A 21,877-nucleotide genomic window follows, 5' to 3' on the forward strand; every position below is an offset into this window, starting at 1 on the left:
GCCCCCCGCGCCCCCCCGCCCCCCCCCCCCCCCCCCCCCGGGGGGCGCCCCCCCGCCCCCCCCGCGGGGGGGGGGGGGGGCCCCCCCCCCCCCCGGGGGCCCCCCCCCGACCACGGTAAGCATCAAGCTAGAAACATTCAAGCTCAAAATATACTGGCTTGATGGGCTCGCTAGGATGGGAGGCATGACGACGTCCCCGGAACCGCAGGCCATCGCCGTGCGACAGCTGTGTGGTCTGGTGAACGGACTGGCCCAGCAGATAGCCGATCACGTACGCGAACGCGCCGTCACCCTGGGCCTCACCGCCGCCCAGGCGACCGCGCTGCGCGAGATGACCGGGCCGATGACCATGCGGGAGCTCGCTGAACGCATGAGCTGCGAGCCCTCCAACGTCACCTTCGTCGTCGACAAGCTGGAGAAGCAGGGCCTGGTCGAGCGCCGCGCACACCCGACCGACCGCCGCGCCAGGCAACTCGTCCTCACGGCCGAGGGCAGCGCCCTCCGCGAACGGCTGCTCGAACTCCTCGCCCGGGACTCACCGCTGATCGGCCTCACTCCGGAGCAGCAGCGCGCCCTCCAGGACCTGCTGGAGCAGGCCATCATCCGCCCCTGAGGGGCCCGGCCCGGTTCACCAGGGCAGCGGGCCCGCAGCGTCGAAGTAGCCCCCGGTGGGGCCGTCCGGAGCCAGCTGCGCCATGCGCACGATGATCTCGGCGCCCTGCTCGACGGTCTGGGTGCCGGTGTTCCCGTTCAGATCGGTGCTGGTGAAGCCGGGCTCCACCGCGTTGATCCGCATCTCCGGGAACGCCTTCGCATACTGGATGGTGATCATATTGACGGCGGCCTTGGACGCCGGATACGCCACGCCCGGGTAGGCGTACCTCGGGGTGCCCGGGGTGGTGACCTCGGACAGGGAGGCCAGCCCGCTGCTGACGTTGACCACCACCGGGGCGGCGGAACGCCGCAGCAGCGGGAGGAACGCGTGGGTGACGCGCACCGTGCCGAAGACATTCGTCTCGAACGTCTTCCGCATCAGGTCGGCGGTCACCTCCGCAGCGCCGATCACGGCGTTGCCGCCTCCCCGCTCCTCGATACCGGCGTTGTTGACCAGTACGTCCAACCCTCCGTCGGCCTCGATGGCCGCTGCGGCGGCCCGTACGGACGCCTCGTCGGTGACATCGAGCTGGACCGTCCGCGCGCCCAGCCGCTCGGCGGCCCGGCGGCCGCGTTCGGCGTCCCGGCTGCCGATGTAGACGGTGTGACCTGCGGCGACGAGCCGGCGGGCGGTCTCGAAGCCGAGGCCCTTGTTCGCTCCGGTGATCAGCGTCGCTGTCGTTCCTGTCGTTCCTGTCGTTCCTGTCGTTGCCGTCATTGCCGTCGTTCCTGTCGTTCCTGTCGTTGCTGCCATGTCTCCACGATGCGGCGGAACCGCGCCCCCAGCCAGGCACCCCGCCTTCCTGGGACTGCCAGTACCAGGTAGATCCGAACGGGGCGGTGCACAGTGGTGTCATGGGGACCACGGAGTTCGGGCACACGGTGCGGCGCTGGCGCGACCGCGTCTCCCCGGAGGCGGCCGGGCTGCCCGTCGGCGGCCATCGGCGCGCGGCCGGACTGCGCCGCGAGGAACTCGCCCTGCTGGCCGGGATCTCGGTCGACTACGTCACCCGCCTCGAACAGGGCCGGGCGACCAACCCGTCGGAACAGGTCGTCGAGGCCCTGGGCCGGGCGCTGCGCCTGTCCACCGCCGAGCGCGAGCAGCTGTTCCACGTCGCCGGGCTCGTGCCACCGGGCCGAGGCACGGTGCCCGCCTACATCACGCCGAGCGTTCAGCGGCTGCTGGACCGGCTGACCGGGACGCCCGTCGCGGTCAGCGACGCGACCTGGACGCTGCTGCTGGCCAACCCGCTGTACACGGCATTGATGGGCCAGTACCACGGTAATGAGCGCAATGCGGTGTGGCGCAACTTCCTGGGCTCGGGCAGCCGCGTCCGCCACACACCGGAGTCCCGGCGGGCGCTTGAGACCGCGCAGGTCACCCAGTTGCGTGCGACGGCGCGCCGGTATCCGGCGGACCAGCGGCTGCGGCGCCTGATCGCGGAACTGCGGGCGCGCAGTGACCGGTTCACCGAGCTGTGGGACTCCGGGGCCGTGGGCCGACACGAGGCGTCGCGCAAGACCGTCGACCACCCCCAGGTGGGCGCGTTGACGTTGGACTGCGACATCCTCAGCGTGGCCGGCAGCGACCTGCGCATCATGATCTACACGGCCGAGCCCGGCACCCGGGACGCCGAACGCCTCGCGCTGCTGGCCGTCCTCGGCACCCAGACACTCGGCGCAGAGCCGCCCCGTCCGCCGGCCGGGCAGCTCGCCATGGAGGGCGGCGGCCGCTCAACCGCCGCGAACGGTGCGCTGACAGCCGGGCGGGCGGACTGAGACCGGCCCCCGCGCCCGCCCCTCCCCTCCCCGCCGCGCGGCGGGCGCGGCTGCGGGCGCGGCGGCGAGGGGTGGGCGCGGGCGGGTCAGCGGGAGGCGACGGCCATCAGCCGCTGGACGCCCCGGTACTGCCGCAGGGCCTCGGCGAAGGTGGTGGAACCCTCGGTGACCTGGATGAACGCCCGCCAGATCGGCGGCACCGTTGTCGCCCCCAGGTGGAACACCCCCGGGCGCCGCTCGAACGCCGACAGCAGTTGCTTGCCCGCCCGCATCTCCACACCGAGCCCGGCCTTGATGGCGAAGGCGTAGTTGAGCGCCTGCCGCCGGACGTCCACCGCGTCGGGCGCCTCCGAGACCCGTACCGCCCACTCCCCGGCCAGCCGGCCGGACCGCAGCGCGTACGAGATGCCCTCGCGGGTCCACGGCTCCAGCAGCCCGGCCGCGTCGCCCGCGACCAGCACCCGGCCCCGGGAGAGCGGCGAGTCCTCGGCGCGGCAGCGGGTCAGGTGGCCCGACTCCACGGCGGGCGGGAAGCCGGCCAGGCCAAGCCGCGCGATGTAGTCCGACAGGTATTGCTTGGTCCGCTCGCCCTGGCCGCGCGCGGCGATCACGCCGACGGTCAGGCTGCGGGAGGCGGTCTTGGGGAACACCCAGCCGTACGAGCCGGGCATCGGCCCCCAGTCCAGGTGGATGCGGCCGGCCCAGGCGCGGGCCACCTCCTCCGGGACCGGGATCTCGGCCTCCAGGCCCAGGTCGATCTGGTCGAAGGAGACGCCGACGTGGCGGCCGATCCGGCCCGCGCTGCCGTCGGCGCCGACCACCGCGCGGGCCAGCAGGGTGCGGCCGTCCTGGGTGGTGAGGGCCACGGTGCGGCGGTCGGGGACGTGCTCGCCGTGCTGCTCGACGCCGGTCACCGTGACGCCGGTCTCCAGCACCGCCCCGGCCTGCTGCGCCGCCTTGACCAGGCCGTGGTCGAACTCGTCCCGGTTGACCAGGCCGAACATCATCCGCCGGGAGCGGCGGGTGCGCTCCCAGCGGCCGTCCAGCGCGAAGGTGACGGCGTGCACCCGGTCCTGCAACGGCAGCGCGAAGCCCGGCGGCAGCGCGTCCCGGGACGGCCCGATGATCCCTCCCCCGCAGGTCTTGTACCGGGGGTGCTCGACCTTGTCGAGCAGCAGTACCTTGCGTCCCGTCGCGGCGGCCGCGTAAGCGGCTGATGAGCCGGCCGGCCCAGCGCCGACCACCACGACGTCCCAGACGTCCTTGAGGTTGTCCGTCACGTTGCGCAATCCTATGCGGCTCCACCGACAGGACGATCATCAGGCTCCCCCGAACGCCCGCGTCGGCCCCGCCGCCGCCCCCGGGAGCGGTGCGGGTCAGCTGCGGGAGGCGGCCGTACGGTCCCGCAGCAGCCGGGCGGCCAGCGCGTACAGCACCGCTCCGGCGGCGATCCCGGTACCGGCGCCGAAGCAGACGGTGGGGACCAGGTCGCCGGGCGCGGTCTGCGGGTGGACGGCGGTCCAGCGCGCCACCCGGTGCCCCGCGCCCACCGCCGCCGCGCCCGCGAGCAGCGCGAACACCGCCGCCCGGGTGCGGACCGGCAGCCGGCGGCCCGCTGCGGGCGCCGGGGTGGCCGGCTCGCGGGCGGCCTGCCGGACGGTACGGACCAGGTACCCGGCGAGCCAGAGCAGCGCCAGCGCCGAACTGCCGTACTGGAGCAGGTGGTGCAGGGGCTGGCCCGCCACCGTCGTGTCGAGCACCGGCAGCAGTCGCACACCGGCCCGGTCGTGGTGGGTGAAGTCGTCCCAGCCGACATGGGTGGCCGCGCCGACCGCCGCCGACAGCGCGAACCACCCGCCGTCCGCGGCGCGCGGCGGGTGGCGGCGCGGCGCCGTCAGGGTGCGCACCGCCGCCGCCCAGCGGTCCGGCAGCAGGGCGGTCAGCGGCTCGCGCAGCAGCCCGTGCCAGACCGCCACCAGCAGCGCGGCGATGGCCACGTCCAGCGTGGGGACGCCCCAGAGGCTGTGTGTGGCGGTGCCGTACCCGAAGGCGCCGTGCAGCAGCGAGTCGGCGAAGTACGGGACGTCCGGGGCCATCGACCCGGCGACCAGCGCGGAGGCGACCAGCGGGCCCCGGGCCCGGCCGCGCCGGAGGAAGGGCAGGACGGCGGCCGGATGGCTGAGGGTGAACGGCACCCCGCCATCCTGCCCCGCGCCGCCGCCCGGCCGCCAGCGGCGCCGGTCAGCCCTCGGCCATGGCCTCGGCGGCGTCCTCCCCCAGCGGCTGCCCGGCCTCCAGCGCCAGCACCTCGCCCAGCCGGCGGGCGCGCAGCGCGGCGGCGAGGCGGCGCACCCGACCGGGCGTCAGCAGCCCGGCCGCCTCGTCCAGGGTGACGAACCGCCAGGAGCGCAGTTCCTCGGCGGGCAGCCGCAGGGCGGCCCGCCCGGCCGCGTCCAGCCGGCCGCCGTCGTAGACCAGCCGGATGCCGCCGCGCCGGGGTCCGGTGTGCGGCTCCCAGTCGACCACCAGCAGGCGCAGCGCGCGCTGGTCGAGCACCACGCCCAGCTCCTCGGCGGCCTCCCGTACGCCCGCCAGGGTGGGGGCCTCGCCGCGCTCCACCACGCCGCCGGGGAACTCCCAGCCCGCTTTGTAGACCGGGTCCACCAGCAGCACCCGGTCCTGGTCGTCGAAGAGCAGCACGGCCGCGGCGACGGTGTCGGCGGTGGGTTCGGGGGTCTGGACGATCGGCCGCCGGGCCGAACCGCGCCGGACCAGGGCGGCGATCCGCTCGGCGGTGTCGCGCGGGGTGAGGACGGTGGTGTCGACCACCTCGGCGTCGGTGACCAGCCAGGGCAGGGCGGCCTGGTAGTCCGCCAGGTGCTCCAGCGACCAGCGGCTCTGCTCCGCCACCAGGGCCGGGTCGGCGGAGCCGGCGCGCTGTCGGGCGCGGCCCTCGATCCGGGCCCGCAGGATCGTTTCCTCGGTGTGCAGCAGCACATGGTGCACCGGGATGCCGCGCGAGGCGAGCGCGCCGAAGATCTCGTCCCGGTACTCCTGTCGCAGCAGGGTCATCGGCACCACCAGCGGCCCCGGCACCTCGGCCAGCAGGGCCGCCGCCACCTGCGGCACCAGCAGCCGCCACGACGGCAGGTCCTGGAAGTCCGACAGCCCCTCCATCCGCTCCGGCGGCAGCACCCCGACCAGACCCACCCCGACCTGCTCGGGGTCGTAGAGCACGCTGCCCGGCAGCAGCGCGGTGAGTTCCCGGCAGGCAGTGGTCTTGCCCGCTCCAAAGGTCCCGTTGACCCAGACGATCACGCCGCCCCCTGCTTTCCGGCCCATCCGGCCCCGGACGCCCCCCTGCGGGTCGCCCCACCGGCTCCACGCCGGATCGCGACCGAGCGCGGACCGGCGTTTCCAGGTGATCGGGAGCGGCTGTCCCGTGCCCTCCCCTGTCTCTCTACCCGCCCGCCCCCGCCTCCCACGCCTGCGCCCACCCCCCAACTCACCCGGCCCGGCACCGTCCGTCAGCGAACTACCCCCCACCCCCGCACAGCGCCGAACACACCACCCCCGCGCCCCCGAACAGCCGCCCAACCCACCCACCGACAGCAACCACCCACCACCCAGGGGCGCGAGGAACCCCGCGACCAACCCCCCACCCCCGCACAGCGCCGAACACACCACCGCCACGCTCCCCAGTGGCCGCCCGTCCGCCCCCGCCAAGCCCCGCCGGCCAGGCGCCGCCCCCGAAACGGGCCCTACCCCCGGGCCCCGGCCCCGAGGCCCAGCCCCTCGATCGCCGCCGCCGCCGCGCCGACCAGCCCGCCGTCCGTGCCCAGCTGCGCGGGCCGCACCTCCAGCCCCCGGACGAACGGCAGGGTCGCGTACTGCGCCAACCGCTCCCGCAGCGGCCCGAAGAGCACCTCGCCCGCCTGCGCCACCCCGCCCCCGACCACCGCGACGTCGATCTCGACCAGCGTCGCCGTGGCCGCGATGGCCGCCGCCAGCGCCTGCGCCGCCCTGTCGTACGAGGCCAGCGCCACCGGGTCGCCGGCCCGCGCCGCCGCCGCCACGGCCGCCGCCGAGGAGTCGCCGCCGGTCGGGCGCCAGCCGTCCCGCAGCGCGCGGCGGGCGATGGACGTACCGCTGGCGATCAGCTCGACGCAGCCCCGGCAGCCGCAGGGGCACAGCTCGCCGTCGAGTTCCACGCTGATGTGGCCGATGTGTCCGGCGTTCCCGGTCGGGCCGGGGTGCAGCGTGCCGCCGAGTACCAGACCGCCGCCGACGCCGGTGGAGACCACCATGCAGAGCGCGTTGTCGTGGCCGCGCGCCGCGCCCTGCCAGTGCTCGGCGGCGGTGATGGCGACGCCGTCCCCGATCAGCAGCACGGGGAGGCCGCCGCAGGACGGGTGGCGGCGCACCCGTTCGACCAGCGGGAAGTCCCGCCAGCCCGCGATGTTGACCGGGCTGACCGTGCCCAGGACCGCGTCGACCGGTCCGGCGCTGCCGATGCCGATGCCGCGTACCCGCTCCCAGCCCGGCGCGGCCGACAGCTCGTCCAGCACCTCGGTCACGGCGCGCATCACGGACTCGCCGGGCTCCTGGGCGGGGGTGGGCCGGCGGGAGCGGGCCAGGATCGCACCGTCGAGGTCCACCAGGGCTCCGGCGATCTTCGTACCGCCGATGTCGAGGGCGGCCACCAGGTCCCCCGTGCCGAGCGCGACCCCGTCCCCGGTCACCGCTGCGCCCGCCGCGCCGCGCGGGGCCGCCTCGGTCCCGGTGCGATCCGTCTGCATCCGCTCGCTCACTCCCTCGTCACCCGGGCCCTTGTCACGCCGGGGTGGCGTCCCCGGACCAGGCCGTTCAGCCGATATCGGCTGGGGTAATGTTCCGCATCTCTGACAACGTTGTCCAGTCATGGCGCTCCTCCCCTTCGATCCGTACCATCGACTCGCCCACCCACCCCGCCCCACGGGGCCGCCGGAAGGACCTCTGTGCCGAGCGAGCCGCAGGCAATCCCGTACGCCGCCCCACCGGCGCAGCGCCCCAGCAGCCGGCCCACCATGAAGGACGTCGCCGCGCGCGCCGGGGTGGGCCTGAAGACGGTCTCCCGGGTGGTCAACGGGGAGCCCGGGGTGACCTCGGACACCGCCGAGCGGGTGCAGGCGGCGATCAGCGCGCTCGGCTTCCGGCGCAACGACAGCGCGCGCATCCTGCGCAAGGGCCGCACCGCCAGCGTCGGCCTGGTGCTGGAGGACATCGCCGACCCGTTCTACTCGGCGCTCAGCCGGGCGGTCGAGGAGGTGTCCCGGCTGCACGGCTCGCTGCTGTTCACCGGCTCCAGCGACGAGGACCCGGAGCGCGAGGAGCAGTTGGCGCTGGCGTTCTGCGCCCGCCGGGTGGACGGGCTGGTGATCGTACCGGCGGCCGGGGCCGACCACCGCTATCTGGCGCCGGAGGTGCGGGCCGGGATCGCCACCGTCTTCATCGACCGGCCGCCGCTGGGGATCGAGGCCGACACCGTACTCACCGCCAACGCGGCCGGCGCCCGGGAGGGTACGGCCCATCTGATCGGCCGGGGGCACCGCAGGATCGCCTTCCTCGGTGACTCGCCGGACATCCACACCGCCGCCGAGCGGCTGCGCGGCTACCGCGAGGCGATGGCCGACGCGGGGCTGCCGGTGGACCCGTCGTGGATCTCGCTGGGCCCGACCTCGCCGGAGCGGGTCGGCGCGGCGCTGGCCACCGCGCTGTCGGGGCCGGAGCCGGTCACCGCGCTGTTCTGCGGCAACAACCGGGTCACCGTCGCCGCGCTGCGCCGGCTGCGGACCTTCGACCGCCCGGTGGCCGTGGTGGGCTTCGACGACCTGGAGTTCGCGGACCTGCTCTCCCCCGGTCTCACCGTGGTCGCCCAGGACCCGGCCGGCCTGGGCCGCACCGCCGCCCAACTGCTCTTCGCCCGCCTCGACGGCTACCCCGGCCCGGCCCGCCACCTGGAGCTCCCGGCCCGCCTGATACCGCGCGGCTCCGGCGAACTCCCGCCCACCTGACCGCTCCCGCCCGGCCCCCTGGCCCCGGGCGGGTGCCGGGGCTAACCTTCGGTGAGCAGCTGCTTCTTGAGGACCTTGCCCATGGCGTTGCGCGGCAGGTCGTCCACCAGCACCACCCGGCGGGGCCGTTTGTGCACCGAGAGCCGTTCCGCGACGAAGGCGGTGAGCTGGTCGCCGGTCACGCCGTCGGCCGCGATGACGTACGCCACGACGGCCTGGCCCAGGTCGGCGTCCGGGGCGCCGACCACGGCGGCGTCGGAGACGGCGGGGTGGTCGCGGAGCGCGGCCTCGACCTCACCGGCGCCGATCTTGAAGCCGCCGCTCTTGATCAGGTCCACCGAGGCGCGCCCGACGATCCGGTGGAAGCCGTCGCCGCCGACCACCGCCACGTCGCCGGTGCGGAACCAGCCGTCGGCCGTCCATGCCTCGGCGTCCGCGTCGGGGCGGCCCAGATAGCCGTCGAAGAGCGTGGCGCCCCTGACCTGGAGCTCCCCCACGGTCTCGCCGTCGTGCGGCACCGCAGCCCCGTCCTCGGCGAGCAGCCGGGTCCGCACGCCCGCCACCGGCAGCCCCACGCTACCCGGGCGGCGCTCGCCGTCGGCCCGGGTGGAGAGCGTGATCAGGGTCTCCGTCATCCCGTACCGCTCGATCGGCCGGTGCCCGCTGAGCGCCGCCAGCCGTTCGAAGACCGGGACGGGCAGCGGGGCGCTGCCGGAGACCAGCAGCCGGGCGGCGGCCAGCGCCCCGGCGGCCGGGCCGTCGGCGGCGACCCGCGACCACACGGTGGGGACGCCGAAGTAGAGACTGCCGCGCGCCGCCGCGTACGCCTGCGGGGTGGGGCGGCCGGTGTGCACCAGCCGGCTGCCGGTGCGCAGCGCGCCCAGGACGCCCAGCACCAGGCCGTGCACATGGAACAGCGGCAGGCCGTGGACCAGGGTGTCCTCGGCGGTCCAGCACCAGGCGGCGGCCAGTGCGTCCAGGTCGGCGGCGACCGCGCGCCGCCCGAGGACGGCGCCCTTGGGGGCGCCGGTGGTGCCGGAGGTGTAGAGGATCAGGGCGGGCGCGTCCGGCGCGGGTTCGGGGTGGGTGGCGGCCGAGCGGGCGGCGGGGTCGACCGGGACGACCGGGATGCCGGTGTCGTCGGGCGGCTGCTCCCCGGCGCCGACGGCCAGCAGGGCGGCGCCCGAGTCGCGCAGGATGTGGCCGCGCTCCTTGGGCCCGGCGTCGGGCGGCAGCGGTACCACCGGTACGCCCGCGAGCAGGCCGCCGACCACGGCGGTGACGGTGGCGGCGGTGGGCCGGGCGAGCACCGCGAGGGCGGGTGCGCCGGCGATCCGGTCGGCCACGGCGGTGGCTGCGGCCAGCAGTTGCTCCCGGGACAGCGCGTGTCCGTCGATCCGCAGTGCGTCCGGGGCGTCCCCGTGGCCGCCTCGCAGTGCCGTGAGCATCCCGCCCGTCCCTTCGCCCGTGCCGCTGTCCCGCTGCCCCGCTGCCCCGCTGTCCCGCTGTCCCGCTGTCCGCCCCGACCTTACGCGGCAGCGCGCGGCCGGCCCGCCACGTCGGTGGCGGGCCGGCCGGGTGGCCGCCGGGCGGCGGGGTCAGCCCTTGCGGGCCTTGACCTCGGCGGTGAGCTGCGGCAGCACCGCGAACAGGTCACCGACGACACCGAAGTCGACCAGGTCGAAGATCGGCGCCTCCGGGTCCTTGTTGACCGCGACGATGGTCTTGGAGGTCTGCATGCCCGCCCGGTGCTGGATCGCGCCGGAGATGCCCGAGGCGATGTACAGCTGCGGCGAGACCTGCTTGCCGGTCTGGCCGACCTGGTTGGCGTGCGGGTACCAGCCCGCGTCGACCGCCGCCCGGGAGGCGCCGACGGCCGCGCCGAGCGAGTCGGCCAGCTCCTCCACCACGCCGAAGCCCTCGGCCGCGCCGACGCCGCGACCGCCGGAGACCACGATGGCGGCCTCGGTCAGCTCGGGGCGGCCGGTGGACTGGCGCGGGGTGCGCGAGACGACCTTGGTGCCGGTGGCGGTGGCGGAGAACTCCACGGCGACGGGGGTGACCGCGCCGGCCGCCGGGGCGGCCTCGGGGCCGGTGGCGTTCGGCTTGACGGTGATCACCGGGATGCCGTGCGACACCCGGGAGGCCACCTGGAAGGAGGCGGCGAACACCGACTGGGTCGCCACCGGGCCGGAGTCGCCCGCCGCCAGGTCCACCGCGTCGGTGATGACGCCGGAGCCGAGCCGCAGCGCCACCCGGGCCGCGATCTCCTTGCCCTCGCCGGACGAGGTGACCAGCACCGCGGCCGCGTCGGCGGCCTCGGCGATCTGGGTCAGCGCGTCGACCTTGGGCACCACCAGGTAGTCGGCGAACTCGGCGGCGTCGGCCGTGTAGACCTTGGCCGCGCCGTACTCGGCGGCCTTGGCCGCGATCTCGGCGGCGGCGTCGCCTGCGCCGAGCACGACCGCCGACGGCTCACCGATGCGGCGGGCCAGCGTCAGCAGCTCCAGCGCCGGCTTGCGGATCTGGCCGTCCGCGTGGTCGACCAGGACGAGGACTTCACCCATTGCTCAAGTCTCCTGTGAGGGTTCGAGAGGTCCGGCCGGCGCCCTCGGGGCGCGTACGGCGGGACCGGGGTCCGTGGGGCCGCGCTGTCCGGCCGGCCCGGGGCGGGCGGCTCGGGGCGGCCGCCCGGGTGGGTCAGACGAACTTCTGCGCGGCGAGGAAGGCGGCAAGCTGCTTGCCGCCCTCGCCCTCGTCCTTGACGACGGTGCCGGCCTGGCGCGGCGGGCGGGCGGTGATGGTGTCGACGGCGGTCCAGGAGCCGGCCAGGCCGACCTCGTCGGCGTCGATGCCCAGGTCGTCCAGGTCCAGCGACTCCACCGGCTTCTTCTTGGCCGCCATGATGCCCTTGAAGGAGGGGTAGCGGGCCTCGCCGGACTGGTCGGTCACCGAGACGACGGCCGGCAGCGCGGCCTCCAGCTCCTCGGAGGCGGTGTCACCGTCCCGGCGGCCCCGCACCACGCCGCCGTCCACGGACACCTCGGAGAGCAGGGTGGCCTGCGGTACGCCCAGCCGCTCGGCCAGCAGCGCGGGCAGCACGCCCATGCCGCCGTCGGTGGAGGCCATGCCGCAGACGACCAGGTCGTAGCCGGTCTTCTCCAGGGCCTTGGCCAGGATGGCGGAGGTGCCGACCACGTCGGAGCCGTGGATGTCGTCGTCGTTCACATGGACGGCCTTGTCGGCGCCCATGGAGAGCGCCTTGCGCAGCGCGTCCTTGGCGTCGTCCGGGCCGACGGTGAGGACGGTGACCTCGGCGTCGCCGGACGCCTCGGCGATGCGCAGCGCCTGCTCCACGCCGTACTCGTCCAGCTCCGACAGCAGCCCGTCGACGGACTCCCGGTCGGTCGTGGTGTCGTCCGCGAAGCGGCGGTCGCCGGTCGCATCGGGCACGTACTTCACGCAGACAACGATCCTCAAGCTCACGGCCTGTCTCCTGATACTGGTCACGTCCGGCGGGTGCGGCGGTGCAGCGAACGGGCACGCGCGCACGTCGCCCGTTCCGGGCAGCATATTTCCTCTGCCCGTCCGGTAACTTCCGGCAGCATACTCATCGGTAGCCCACTGCTGCTACTGGCGAGTAGCTTATGCTTCGTCCCCCGACCCCTAGCCGTTTCCGACCTGGTCGAAACTGTGATGTCGGCCGTATCCGGCGCGTCCGGCCGCACCCCTCACCCGACCGTACCGACCGGGGGCGCGCACGGCCGACCCGGGGGCGCGCACGCCGCGTCAGCCGCCGGGGGCGCGTACCACCTCGCCCAGCGCGGCGATCACATCCACCTTGCGCGGCAGCCCGGCCGCCCGGCGCACCTCGCGCCCGGTGGCGTCCAGCACCAGCACGGTGGGGGTGCCGCTGATCCCCAGTCGGCGGACCAGCCCGAGGTGCGACTCCGCGTCCACCTCCACCGCCGCGACGCCCCGCACCATGGCGGCCACCTCGCCCAGCACCTGCCGGGTGGCGCGGCACGGCCGGCAGAACGCCGTGGAGAACTGCACCAGCGTCGCCCGCTCCCCCAGCGCCGCCCCCAGGTCGCCGGCGGTCAGCCGTACGCCCTCCTCACCCGCCCGCATCCGCACTCCTCCGTGCTCCGGCTCCGGCCGCGCCGCCGCAGTCCGTCCGGCTCAGGCTGCCGCATTCCGGACCGCGCGGACCGGTTCCCGGCCCGGGTGTGATGACAATCTCGCCCGGCGAGGCGCCGCACAGATGACACGGCCCGCCGGTTCGGGGGACCATCATCGCTGTACCACCCGCCGTCACCGGGTCGAGCCGCGCCTCCGGTCGGCCGCCCCCGAGCCGCGGGTACCGCCGGATCGGGCGAAGCGCCCGTGGGAAGTAGGGCTGACCGTGCCTGAGTTCGTGTACCCGCCCGTGATCGGGACCGCTCTCGCCGCCTTCCGCGCACTGGACATGCGCATCGAGGTGGAGGGCGCCCACCACGTGCCTCGGCGGGGCGGCGCGGTGCTGGTCAGCAATCACATCAGCTATCTGGACTTCCTCTTCGCCGGCCTCGGCGCCTGGAAGTCGGCCCGGCGCCACACCCGGTTCATGGCCAAGGACGACGTCTTCCGGCACAAGGTGTCCGGCCCGCTGATGCGCGGCATGCGGCACATCCCGGTGGACCGGACGGACGGTCAGCCCGCCTATGACGCGGCGGTGCGCGCGCTGCGCGCGGGCGAGGTGGTGGGGGTCTTCCCGGAGGCGACCATCAGCCGCTCCTTCACCCTGAAGAAGTTCAAGACCGGCGCCGCCCGGATGGCCGCCGACGCCGACGTCCCGCTGCTGCCGGTCATCCTCTGGGGCACCCAGCGGCTGTGGACCAAGGGCCGCCCCAAGAACCTGACCCGCCGCCACACCCCGGTCACCATCAAGATCGGCGAGCCGATCCGGCTCACCCCCGAGGACCGGCCGGTGATGGTCACCCGGCGGCTGCGCCAGGCCATGGCTGACCTGCTGGACCACGCCCAGCGCGACTACCCCGACCAGCCCGCCGGGCCCGACGACACCTGGTGGCTCCCCGCCCAGCTCGGCGGCACCGCGCCCACCCTGGAAGCCGCCGAGGCCGAGGACGAGAAGGAGTCCCAGGAGCGCGCCGCCCGCCGCGACGCCCGCCAGCCGGGCGGCTGACCCCGGGCGGTGACGGGTCCGGCCCGTGTCCATGAGGGGCGGACACGGGCCGGACGGCTGCGGGGGCGGCGGGGCCTACTGCCGGCCCATCTCCTCGGCGACGGCGGCGGCGAAGGCGTCGATGTCGTCCTCGGTGGTGTCGAAGGCGGCCATCCAGCGGACCTCGCCGGTGTGCTCGTCCCAGAAGTAGAAGCGGTAGCGCTTCTGGAGCCGCTCGCTGACCTCGCGGGGCAGCAGCGCGAAGACCGCGTTGGCCTGCACCGGGCGGACCACCTCCACCCCGTCGATGCCGCGCACCGCGGCCTCCAGCCGGCGGGCCATGGCGTTGGCGTGGGAGGCGTTGCGCAGCCACAGGTCGCCGGCCAGCAGCGCCTCGAACTGCGCGGAGACAAAGCGCATCTTGGAGGCGAGCTGCATGGACATCTTGCGCAGGTACGCCAGGTCGCGCACCCGCTCGGGGTTGAGCACCACGACGGCCTCACCGAGCAGCAGGCCGTTCTTGGTGCCGCCGAAGGAGAGCACGTCCACGCCCGCGTCGGTGGTGAAGGCGCGCAGCGGCAGCCCCAGGGTGGCGGCGGCGTTGGCCAGCCGGGAGCCGTCCACATGGACCAGCATGCCGCGCTCATGGGCGTGGTCGCAGATGGCCCGGATCTCCTCGGCGGTGTAGCAGGTGCCGAGTTCGGTGCTCTGGGTGAGCGAGACGGCGAGCGGCTGGGCGCGGTGCTCGTCGCCCCAGCCCCACGCCTGGCGGTCGATCAGCTCGGGGGTGAGCTTGCCGTCGGGGGTGGGGACGGTGAGTAGCTTGATGCCCGCGATCTTCTCGGGGGCGCCGCACTCGTCGACGTTGATGTGGGCGCTCTCGGCGGCGATGACGGCGCCCCAGCGGGGCAGCAGCGCCTGGAGGGCGACCACGTTGGCGCCGGTGCCGTTGAAGACCGGGTACGCCTGCGCGCGGTCGCCGAAGTGGCGGCGGAAGACGTCCTGGAGGTGGGCGGTGTAGTCGTCCCCGCCGTAGGCGACCTGGTGGCCGCCGTTGGCCAGTGCCAGCGCGGCCAGGATCTCCGGGTGCACGCCCGCGTAGTTGTCGCTGGCGAAGCCGCGCACGGCGGGGTCGTGGCGCCGGACCGCGTCGGTCTCGGTCGGGAAGGGTTCGGTCATCGCGGCGTCAGCCACAGGTGCTGTCCATTCAGTTCGGCTGCGGGCCGGTCCCAGAGGCCCGCGAGGGTGTCGGCGAGGTCGGCGGTGTCGGTGAAGCCCGGGAAGGCGCGGTCGGGCTGCCGGTGGCGCATGTCCGGCGTCACCAGTGCCTTGATGACCAGGATCGCGGCGGCGGCGGTGGGCGCGGCGCCGTCCTCGGGCACCTCCTTGGCGAAGGAGTCGGCCAGCGAGAGGGTCCATGCCTCGCCGGCGGCCTTGGCGGCAGCGTACGCGGCTCCGCCCGCGGTGGGCCGGTGGGCGGCGGTGGCCGAGACCATCGCGAAGCGGCCGGCCGGGCTGCGCAGCAGGGCGGGCTGGAAGGCGAGGGTGGCGTGCTGAAGGGTGCGCACCACCCGGTCGTGCAGGTAGTCCCAGTCGTCCAGGTCGGTGTCGCCGAACCGCTTGCCGCCGCGCCAGCCGCCGACCAGGTGCAGCAGTCCGTCGACGCCGCCGTGCTCGGCCTCGATGTGGTCGGCCCAGTCGTGGGCGGCCTGCGGGTCGAGCAGGTCGACGATCTGGCCGCTGGCTCGGGCACCGGGTACGGCGGCGCGGACCGCGTCCAGCGCGGAGTCCAGCCGGGCGGGGTCGGTGCCGGCGGCGACGACGGTGGCGCCGCCGGCCGCGAGGCGGCGCAGCGCGGCGCGCCCGGCCGGGCCGGTGGCTCCGGCGACGGCGACGACCTTCCCTGCGAGTGCGGTCATGCGGCGGCCTCCTGGCGGTCGGTTCCGGTGATGCCCCGGGTGGCCGCGATCACGTCGCGCAGCTTCTTGGCCAGGGCCTCGTAGAACATCGAGAGCGGGAACTCGTCGGGTAGTACGGCGTCGCAGAGTGCCTTGTTGAGGGCCTTGCCGTCCAGTCGGCCGAACGGGAGGGCGTCGGGGCCCTTGGCCCAGGTGGAGGCGGGGTGCGGGGTGAGGTAGCGGGCGACCAGCTGGTAGGCGGCGATCCAGTGGGCGGTCTTGGGCCGGTCGATGCCGTCGCGGTAGAGGGTCTCGATCTCGGCGCAGAGCGCGTTGGTGACCTCCGCGACCCGGTCCCAGTCGATCCGCAGCCGGTTGTCGGTCCAGCGCAGCGCGTCGTGCTTGTGCAGGTACGCGAAGAGCAGTTGGCCGCCGAGGCCGTCGTAGTTGCGGACGCGGTCGCCGCTGACCGGGAAGCGGAACAGCCGGTCGAAGAGGACCGCGTACTGGACCAGTCGGCCCTGCTCGTAGCCCTCGGCCTCCAGCCGGACGGCCTCCTTGAAGGCGGTGAGGTCGCAGCGCAGCTCCTCCAGGCCGTACATCCAGAACGGGCTGCGCTGTTTGATCATGAACGGGTCGAACGGCAGGTCGCCGTGGCTGTGGGTGCGGTCGTGGACCAGGTCCCAGAGCACGAAGGTCTGCTGGGCGAGCTGCTGGTCCGCGACCAGCCGGGCGGCGTCCTCGGGGATGTCCAGGCCGAGCAGCTCGACGGCGGAGCCGGTGACGGCGCGGAAGCGGGCGGCCTCGCGGTCGCAGAAGATGCCGCCCCAGGTGAAGCGCTCCGGGGCTTCGCGCACCGCGACGGTCTCGGGGAAGAGCACCGCGGAGTTGGTGTCGTACCCGGCGGTGAAGTCGGTGAAGGTGATCGGTACGAACATCGGGTTGTCGAACCGGGTGCGCTCCAGCTCGGCCAGCCAGTCGGGCCAGACCACGCGCAGCAGGACCGCTTCGAGGTTGCGGTTCGGGTTGCCGTTCTGGGTGTACATCGGGAACAGCACCAGGTGCTCCAGCCCGTCCACCCGCTGGTCGGCGGGGCGGAAGGCGAGCAGCGAGTCCAGGAAGTCGGGGACGCCGTAGCCGCCGTCGGACCAGCGGCGCAGGTCCTTGCCGACCGCCTCCAGGTACTGCGCGTCATGCGGGAAGCGCGGGGCGAGGTCACCGAGGGCGCCCAGCACCCGGTCTAGCAGGGCGTCGACGGTGGCGCGGTCGACGGCCGGGCGCTCGGGGTCGGCACCGGTGAGGTCGATCGAGCCGTCCTTGGCCTGGAACGGGCGCAGCGACTCGACGGCGTCCTTGAGCTGACGCCAGGCCGGGTCGTCGATCAGAGCGAGCTTCGGCGAAAGATTCTTCATCTCTTCCCCACCTATGACGTAAGAACTGGAGCATCCAAACGATATGCCCGAAGCTTCTCCTGTTCAAGGCGAGAGCCACCACGCCATGCACATGACAGCAAGCTCGGCGGAAAACGGCCCCGCGCGACCGGAGCGCGCGGGGCCGGGAAGGTCGGCTCGGTACCGGCTCGGTACCGGCTCGGTGACCGGATCAGTGCTGGGCGGCGTCCGCCGCAGCGGCGGGCTCGGCGGCCGGAGCGGCCGGGGCCTGGGCGGCGGGCCGGCGCAGGAAGAGGACCATGGTCGGCACCAGGTACAGCGCCCACATCGCCACCTGAAGCGCCGTCGGGTCCGGCTGGAAGTTGAACACGCCCTTCAGCAGCGTGCCGTACCAGCTGTCCGCCGGAATGGTGGAGCTGATGTCGAAGAGGACGTTCGACAGGCCGGGCAGCCAACCGGCCTCCTGGAGGTCGTGGAAGCCGTACGCCAGCACGCCCGCCGCCACCACAACCAGCATCGCGCCGGTCCAGGTGAAGAACTTCGCCAGGTTGATCCGGACCGCGCCCCGGTAGAACAGCCAGCCCAGCACCACCGCCGTCAGCAGACCCAGCACCGCGCCGATCAGCGGCTGCGCCCCGTCACCGGTGGCCTGCACCGCTGTCCAGATGAACAGCGCCGTCTCCAGCCCCTCGCGGCCCACCGCCAGGAACGCGGTGACCACCAGCGCCAGGGTGCCCATGGCCAGCGCCGCGTCCAGCTTGCCGTGCAGTTCGGCCTTGAGGTGGCGGGCGGTGCGCCGCATCCAGAAGACCATCCAGGTCACCAGGCCGACCGCGATGACCGACAGGCTGCCGCCCAGCGCCTCCTGCGCCTTGAAGGTCAGCGCGGAGGAGCCGAACTGGAGCGCCGCGCCGAAGGCCATGCTGAGCACCACGGCGGCGGCGACGCCCAGCCAGACGGGGGTCAGCCGGTCGCGGCGGCCGGTCTTGACCAGGTAGGCGATCAGGATGCAGACGACCAGGCTGGCCTCAAGGCCCTCGCGCAGGCCGATCAGGTAGTTGCCGAACACTGCTGGCTCCTGAGGGGGTGGTGGGTGGTGCGGGTGGATCGGGAGGGGGTGCGCGGGTCAGCCGAAGAGGCCCTGGCCCCACCATTCGCCGGACTTGCGGACGCCCTGCGGACAGGCGAAGTGCGCCGAACCGACGTGCTGGATGTACTCGTTCAGGGCGTCGTGCGCCGCCAGCCGCTGCTGGAGCGGGATGAAGCCCTTGCGGGTGTCGCGCTGGTAGGCCAGGAAGAACAGCCCGGCGTCCAGCCGGCCGAGGCCGTCCGTGCCGTCGGTGAAGGAGAAGCCCCGGCGCAGGATGTGCAGGCCGCCGTTGCTGTCCGGGTGGGCGAGCCGCACATGGGCGTCGACCGGCATCGCCTTGAGGTCGGGGGTGTCCCGCTCGTGCTGCCTGCCGTACGGGGCGCCCTCGCCCTTGGTGCGGCCGAAGACGTCCTCCTGCTCCTTCAGCGCGGCGCGGTCCCAGGTCTCAATGTGCATCCGGATGCGGCGGGCCACCAGGTACGAGCCGCCGGTCATCCACTCCGGGCCGTCGCCGGGCGCCGCCCAGACGTGGTCGGCCAGCGCCTTGGCGTCGGTGCCGGCGATGTTGTCGGTACCGTCCTTGAAGCCCATCAGATTGCGCGGCGTCTGGGCGTCGGGCGTGGTGGAAGAGGTCTTGCCGAAGCCCAGCTGAGACCAGCGGACCGAGACCGTACCCATCCCGATCCGGGCCAGGTTGCGGATGGCGTGCACCGCCACCTGCGGGTCGTCGGCGCACGCCTGCACGCAGAGGTCGCCGCCGCTGCGGGCCGGGTCCAGCTTGTCGCCGGGGAAGCGCGGCAGGTCGATCAGCGCGGCCGGGCGCTTGGCCCGGATGCCGAACCGGTCCTCGCCGTCCCGCTCGAAGAGCGTCGGGCCGAAGCCGATGGTGAGGGTCAGCCGGGAGGCGGGCAGCCCCAGCGCCTCGCCGGTGTCGTCCGGCGGCGCCTCGGGCAGGCCGTCGACCGCGCCGCCGCCGACCTCGCGGCCGCCGGTCATCGCGGCGGCCGCCCTGGTCCACTCCTTGAGCATCGCCACCAGCGCCGCCCGGTCGCCGGTGGTGACGTCGAACGCCGCGAAGTGCAGCCGGTCCTGGACCGGGGTGGCGATCCCCGCCTGGTGCTCCCCGTAGAAGGGGACGGCGCTGCCGGAGTCCACCGCCGCCGACCCGCCGCCTTCGCGCCTGGCGGCGGCGGCCACCGAGCCGACCCCGGCGGCGCCCAGCGCCACCCCCGCGCCCGCCCAGCCGATCACGGCACGGCGGCTGACCGGACCTGCGGCACCCTTGCGGTCCTCGGTGGCGGGTGCCTGCGGTGCGTCCATGGGGCGGAGCCCTCTCTGTGGTCGGCGGCGCGCTTCCGGCGCCGGGGCGGGCCCGGCCTGCGCCGGTCTGGTCCGGTCGGATCTGGTCCGGTCGGATCTGGTCCGGTCGGATCTGGTCCGGTCAGCGGGCGACGGCGGCGGCGAGCTTGGAGAGCGGCTCGGCCAGCGCGTTCACCGCGTCGGAGAAGGTCTTGCGCTCGGCCGGGGTCACCTTGTCGTACGAGACGTAGTCGTCGCCCTTGCGGTACTTGGCGAGCAGCGTCTGGATCGCGGCGAACTCCCGGTCCAGGGTCTGGGTCAGCGCGGCGTCCTTCTCGGCGGCGACCGGCTTGAGCAGCTCGTACGCCTGCTGGGCGCCGTCCACGTTGGCCTTGAAGTCGGAGAGGTCGGTGTGGCTGTAGCGGTCCTCCTCACCGGTGACCTTGCCGGTGGCGACCTCGTCCAGCAGCTCCTTGGCGCCATTGGCCATGCTGGTGGCGTTGATCTCGGCCTTGCCGACCCGGGCCTGCCAGTCCTTGAGGTCGGTGACCAGCTCGTCCGCGAGGGCCTTCTCCTCGGGGCCGATCTTCTTGTCCTGCCAGAGCGACTTCTCCAGCCGGTGCCAGCCGGTCCACTTCTGGCCGTCCTCCAGGCCGTCCGCGCGGGTGTCGGTCTTGGGGTCGATGTCACCGAAGCTCTCCGCAACCGGCTCGGTACGCTCCCAGCCGACCCGGGACGGGGCGAACAGCGCCTTGGCCTGCGCCAGGTCCCCGGCCTTGATCGCGTCGGCGAACTTCTGCACCGCCGGGATGGTCAGGTCGGCCTGCTCCTGGGCGTACTTGCGGTACTGGGCCACCGCGTCGTCCAGCCGGGGGTCGCCCGCCGCCGGGGCGCCCTTGCCGGTGACGGTGATCTTCTGGCGGATGCCGTCGCCCTTCATCCCCGGCTTGCAGGCGATCTCATAGCTGCCGGCCTTGATCTGCGCGGTGATGGTGGCCTTGGTGCCGGGACCGATGTTCTCCCGCTCGGTGACGATGCGGTCGCCCGGGGCGTAGACGTACACCTCGGTGACCCGGGAGCCCTTGTTGTGGATCGCCAGGTCCACCGAGCCGGCCGGGAACTCCTTGGTCGACACCTCGCAGGAGCTGTCGCCCGCCTCGATCTTGACCGCGTCGTCGGCGGAGCCGGACGCCGACTTCTCCGCGCACCCCGCGACGGTGGTGCAGAGCACTGCGAGCGAGAGCAGAGACACTGCGGTGAGGCGGCGGGCAGGCATGCGGACTCCAGGTCGAGTACGGGGGACTTCCGCCGTACGGCGGAAGATAGGCGCTCCTAAGTTATATGAGGCTTACCTGACTGGATTACCCCAGGTGCGTGATTCTTGCCACCCTTCCCGCCGAACCGAGGCGCTGCGGACCGAAGGCAGGTATACGACCCCGGCCGCCGGGCAGGCTCCGGCCCGTGCCGGACGACCCACGACAAGACCCCCAGCGGGCCGCCAAGCACTCCGGGGACGGCGAGACCCGGGGGACGGTGCTGGTCGCCCTGCTGGCCAATGTGGTGATCGCGGCCGCCAAGGTGGTCGGCGGAGTGGTCGCCGCCTCCCCCGCCCTGCTCTCCGAGGCCGCCCACTCGGTGGCCGACAGCCTCAACGAGGTCTTCCTGCTGGCCTCGCTCAGCCGCAGCCGGCGCCGCCCGGACGCCCGCCACCCGTTCGGCTACGGCAAGGAGCGCTACTTCTGGTCGATGCTCGCCGCCGTCGGCATCTTCGTCACCGGCGGCTGCTTCTCCTTCTATCAGGGCCTGCACACCCTGCTCGGCCCCGGCGGCGCGAACACCGAGGCGTACCCGGTGGTGTATGTCGTGCTGCTGGTGGCGCTGGCGGCCGAGGGCAGCTCGCTGCTGCGGGCGGCCCGCCAGGTGTACCGCCAGGCCCGGCGGCTGGGCCGCAGCTTCGGCCGCCAGCTGCGGGAGGGCGACGACCCGACGGTGCGCACCGTGGTGGCCGAGGACTCCACCGCCGTGCTGGGCGTGCTGCTGGCCATCGCCGGGGTGTGGCTGCACCAGGCCACCGGCCGGCCCGGCTGGGAGGGGGTCGCCTCGCTGGCCATCGCGCTGCTGCTGATGTACGTCGCCTACCGGCTGGGCCGGGACGCCAAGGACCTGCTGGTCGGGCAGGCCGCCGACCCGGCGCTCCAGCGGGAGGCGTACCGCTTCCTGTCCCGGCAGGCGGAGATCGACACCGTCGGCCAGCTGCTGACCATGCGGCTCGGCATGGACTCGGCGCTGCTGGCCGCCCGGGTCGACCTCTACCGGGGGCTGGACAGCGAGGACCTGGAAGAGGTGTCCGGGCGCATCAAGCGGGAGCTGCACGAGCAGTGCCCGCAGTTCGACCAGGTGTTCCTGGACATCGCGGACGCCGACCGGGAGGCCCGGCGGCGCGCCGAGCGCCACCGGGCCGAACTGGACGGGGCCGAACGGGAGCGGGCCGAACGGGAGCGGGCGGCCCGGCCGCCCGACTCCCCCGGTGCGCCGGAAGGCTGAGGCCG

20 protein-coding genes are annotated in these 21,877 nt (G+C 74.3%); 5 read left to right on the plus strand and 15 right to left on the minus strand.

Annotated elements, in window-relative coordinates; genetic code table 11:
- Nucleotides 1–184 precede the first annotated feature (184 nt).
- Nucleotides 185–613, plus strand: coding sequence for a MarR family winged helix-turn-helix transcriptional regulator (locus ACIQGZ_RS21955; protein ID WP_402604205.1), 429 nt, complete (start codon nt 185–187; stop codon nt 611–613).
- A gap of 15 nt (nt 614–628) precedes the next feature.
- Here ACIQGZ_RS21955 and ACIQGZ_RS21960 read toward each other — a convergent pair whose 3' ends face one another.
- Entirely contained in the window at nt 629–1,372 is a 744-nt protein-coding gene (locus tag ACIQGZ_RS21960) for an SDR family NAD(P)-dependent oxidoreductase (RefSeq protein WP_402604207.1), read from the minus strand.
- Nucleotides 1,373–1,509: 137 nt separating this feature from the next.
- Between ACIQGZ_RS21960 and ACIQGZ_RS21965 the strand changes: the two genes are divergently transcribed.
- Nucleotides 1,510–2,433 (plus strand): helix-turn-helix transcriptional regulator, encoded by a 924-nt coding sequence (locus tag ACIQGZ_RS21965; protein WP_402604210.1) that lies wholly within the window; start codon nt 1,510–1,512, stop codon nt 2,431–2,433.
- A gap of 86 nt (nt 2,434–2,519) precedes the next feature.
- On the opposite strand, the gene ACIQGZ_RS21970 is transcribed toward ACIQGZ_RS21965, so the two are convergent.
- The 4 genes from ACIQGZ_RS21970 to ACIQGZ_RS21985 all read right to left on the minus strand — a co-directional run bounded on the left by ACIQGZ_RS21970 (nt 2,520) and on the right by ACIQGZ_RS21985 (nt 7,232).
- The gene (locus tag ACIQGZ_RS21970; protein ID WP_402604212.1) at nt 2,520–3,713 is read right to left on the minus strand and encodes a geranylgeranyl reductase family protein; all 1,194 of its coding nucleotides are present in this window, start codon (nt 3,711–3,713) and stop codon (nt 2,520–2,522) included.
- 96 nt (nt 3,714–3,809) lie between these two features.
- The gene (locus ACIQGZ_RS21975; RefSeq protein WP_402604214.1) at nt 3,810–4,628 is read right to left on the minus strand and encodes a DUF4184 family protein; all 819 of its coding nucleotides are present in this window, start codon (nt 4,626–4,628) and stop codon (nt 3,810–3,812) included.
- Nucleotides 4,629–4,674: 46 nt separating this feature from the next.
- Nucleotides 4,675–5,751 (minus strand): NUDIX domain-containing protein, encoded by a 1,077-nt coding sequence (locus tag ACIQGZ_RS21980; protein ID WP_402604217.1) that lies wholly within the window; start codon nt 5,749–5,751, stop codon nt 4,675–4,677.
- Nucleotides 5,752–6,194: 443 nt separating this feature from the next.
- Complete coding sequence (locus ACIQGZ_RS21985; protein ID WP_402604220.1) at nt 6,195–7,232, minus strand: ROK family protein; 1,038 nt, start codon at nt 7,230–7,232, stop codon at nt 6,195–6,197.
- A 267-nt stretch (nt 7,233–7,499) separates the two neighbouring features.
- Here ACIQGZ_RS21985 and ACIQGZ_RS21990 point away from each other — a divergent pair, with 267 nt between their 5' ends.
- Nucleotides 7,500–8,486, plus strand: a complete 987-nt coding sequence (locus ACIQGZ_RS21990; RefSeq protein ID WP_402604223.1) for a LacI family DNA-binding transcriptional regulator — start codon at nt 7,500–7,502, stop codon at nt 8,484–8,486.
- Between the two features lie 41 nt (nt 8,487–8,527).
- On the opposite strand, the gene ACIQGZ_RS21995 is transcribed toward ACIQGZ_RS21990, so the two are convergent.
- The 4 genes from ACIQGZ_RS21995 to ACIQGZ_RS22010 all read right to left on the minus strand — a co-directional run bounded on the left by ACIQGZ_RS21995 (nt 8,528) and on the right by ACIQGZ_RS22010 (nt 12,617).
- The gene (locus tag ACIQGZ_RS21995) at nt 8,528–9,934 is read right to left on the minus strand and encodes an acyl-CoA synthetase (RefSeq protein ID WP_402604226.1); all 1,407 of its coding nucleotides are present in this window, start codon (nt 9,932–9,934) and stop codon (nt 8,528–8,530) included.
- 150 nt (nt 9,935–10,084) lie between these two features.
- A complete protein-coding gene (locus ACIQGZ_RS22000) occupies nt 10,085–11,053 on the minus strand; it encodes an electron transfer flavoprotein subunit alpha/FixB family protein (RefSeq protein WP_402604228.1) in 969 nt (322 codons plus the stop codon).
- Nucleotides 11,054–11,186: 133 nt separating this feature from the next.
- The gene (locus ACIQGZ_RS22005) at nt 11,187–11,972 is read right to left on the minus strand and encodes an electron transfer flavoprotein subunit beta/FixA family protein (protein ID WP_402604230.1); all 786 of its coding nucleotides are present in this window, start codon (nt 11,970–11,972) and stop codon (nt 11,187–11,189) included.
- Between the two features lie 303 nt (nt 11,973–12,275).
- A complete protein-coding gene (locus ACIQGZ_RS22010; protein ID WP_402604232.1) occupies nt 12,276–12,617 on the minus strand; it encodes a TlpA family protein disulfide reductase in 342 nt (113 codons plus the stop codon).
- A gap of 274 nt (nt 12,618–12,891) precedes the next feature.
- On the opposite strand from ACIQGZ_RS22010, the gene ACIQGZ_RS22015 reads away from it, so the two are divergent.
- The gene (locus tag ACIQGZ_RS22015) at nt 12,892–13,671 is read left to right on the plus strand and encodes a lysophospholipid acyltransferase family protein (protein WP_402604234.1); all 780 of its coding nucleotides are present in this window, start codon (nt 12,892–12,894) and stop codon (nt 13,669–13,671) included.
- A gap of 75 nt (nt 13,672–13,746) precedes the next feature.
- On the opposite strand, the gene ACIQGZ_RS22020 is transcribed toward ACIQGZ_RS22015, so the two are convergent.
- The 6 genes from ACIQGZ_RS22020 to efeO all read right to left on the minus strand — a co-directional run bounded on the left by ACIQGZ_RS22020 (nt 13,747) and on the right by efeO (nt 20,604).
- Nucleotides 13,747–14,829: a threonine aldolase family protein gene (locus ACIQGZ_RS22020; protein WP_402604439.1), complete on the minus strand. Its 1,083-nt coding sequence runs from the start codon at nt 14,827–14,829 to the stop codon at nt 13,747–13,749.
- Nucleotides 14,826–15,569: an SDR family NAD(P)-dependent oxidoreductase gene (locus ACIQGZ_RS22025; protein ID WP_402604237.1), complete on the minus strand. Its 744-nt coding sequence runs from the start codon at nt 15,567–15,569 to the stop codon at nt 14,826–14,828. The genes ACIQGZ_RS22020 and ACIQGZ_RS22025 overlap by 4 nt, the downstream gene beginning before the upstream one ends.
- Complete coding sequence (locus ACIQGZ_RS22030; protein WP_402604239.1) at nt 15,566–16,960, minus strand: DUF6421 family protein; 1,395 nt, start codon at nt 16,958–16,960, stop codon at nt 15,566–15,568. The genes ACIQGZ_RS22025 and ACIQGZ_RS22030 overlap by 4 nt, the downstream gene beginning before the upstream one ends.
- Before the next feature lie 190 nt (nt 16,961–17,150).
- Nucleotides 17,151–18,008, minus strand: a complete 858-nt coding sequence (gene efeU / locus ACIQGZ_RS22035) for an iron uptake transporter permease EfeU (RefSeq protein ID WP_402604241.1) — start codon at nt 18,006–18,008, stop codon at nt 17,151–17,153.
- A 57-nt stretch (nt 18,009–18,065) separates the two neighbouring features.
- Nucleotides 18,066–19,349 carry an iron uptake transporter deferrochelatase/peroxidase subunit gene (gene efeB, locus ACIQGZ_RS22040; RefSeq protein ID WP_402604243.1) on the minus strand — a complete coding sequence of 428 codons (1,284 nt, stop codon included), beginning with the start codon at nt 19,347–19,349 and terminating at the stop codon, nt 18,066–18,068.
- A 121-nt stretch (nt 19,350–19,470) separates the two neighbouring features.
- Complete coding sequence (gene efeO / locus ACIQGZ_RS22045) at nt 19,471–20,604, minus strand: iron uptake system protein EfeO (RefSeq protein WP_402604244.1); 1,134 nt, start codon at nt 20,602–20,604, stop codon at nt 19,471–19,473.
- Nucleotides 20,605–20,789: 185 nt separating this feature from the next.
- Here efeO and ACIQGZ_RS22050 point away from each other — a divergent pair, with 185 nt between their 5' ends.
- Nucleotides 20,790–21,872, plus strand: coding sequence for a cation diffusion facilitator family transporter (locus tag ACIQGZ_RS22050; RefSeq protein ID WP_402604247.1), 1,083 nt, complete (start codon nt 20,790–20,792; stop codon nt 21,870–21,872).
- The last annotated feature ends 5 nt before the right edge of the window (nt 21,873–21,877 follow it).

Origin of the sequence: Streptomyces sp. NPDC092296 (assembly GCF_044755465.1) — a bacterium.
In the GTDB taxonomy this organism is placed as follows: domain Bacteria; phylum Actinomycetota; class Actinomycetes; order Streptomycetales; family Streptomycetaceae; genus Peterkaempfera.

Coding starts and splice junctions, on each gene's coding strand:
- ACIQGZ_RS22010 (WP_402604232.1), bottom strand. CDS start 12,617: ATGCGGGCGGGTGAGGAGGGCGTACGGCTGACCGCCGGCGACCTGGGG.
- ACIQGZ_RS22030 (WP_402604239.1), bottom strand. CDS start 16,960: ATGAAGAATCTTTCGCCGAAGCTCGCTCTGATCGACGACCCGGCCTGG.
- efeO (WP_402604244.1), bottom strand. CDS start 20,604: ATGCCTGCCCGCCGCCTCACCGCAGTGTCTCTGCTCTCGCTCGCAGTG.
- efeB (WP_402604243.1), bottom strand. CDS start 19,349: ATGGACGCACCGCAGGCACCCGCCACCGAGGACCGCAAGGGTGCCGCA.
- ACIQGZ_RS21960 (WP_402604207.1), bottom strand. CDS start 1,372: ATGACGGCAACGACAGGAACGACAGGAACGACAGGAACGACAGCGACG.
- ACIQGZ_RS21965 (WP_402604210.1), top strand. CDS start 1,510: ATGGGGACCACGGAGTTCGGGCACACGGTGCGGCGCTGGCGCGACCGC.
- ACIQGZ_RS22000 (WP_402604228.1), bottom strand. CDS start 11,053: ATGGGTGAAGTCCTCGTCCTGGTCGACCACGCGGACGGCCAGATCCGC.
- ACIQGZ_RS21985 (WP_402604220.1), bottom strand. CDS start 7,232: ATGCAGACGGATCGCACCGGGACCGAGGCGGCCCCGCGCGGCGCGGCG.
- ACIQGZ_RS21995 (WP_402604226.1), bottom strand. CDS start 9,934: ATGCTCACGGCACTGCGAGGCGGCCACGGGGACGCCCCGGACGCACTG.
- ACIQGZ_RS21955 (WP_402604205.1), top strand. CDS start 185: ATGACGACGTCCCCGGAACCGCAGGCCATCGCCGTGCGACAGCTGTGT.
- ACIQGZ_RS21990 (WP_402604223.1), top strand. CDS start 7,500: ATGAAGGACGTCGCCGCGCGCGCCGGGGTGGGCCTGAAGACGGTCTCC.
- ACIQGZ_RS22020 (WP_402604439.1), bottom strand. CDS start 14,829: ATGACCGAACCCTTCCCGACCGAGACCGACGCGGTCCGGCGCCACGAC.
- ACIQGZ_RS22025 (WP_402604237.1), bottom strand. CDS start 15,569: ATGACCGCACTCGCAGGGAAGGTCGTCGCCGTCGCCGGAGCCACCGGC.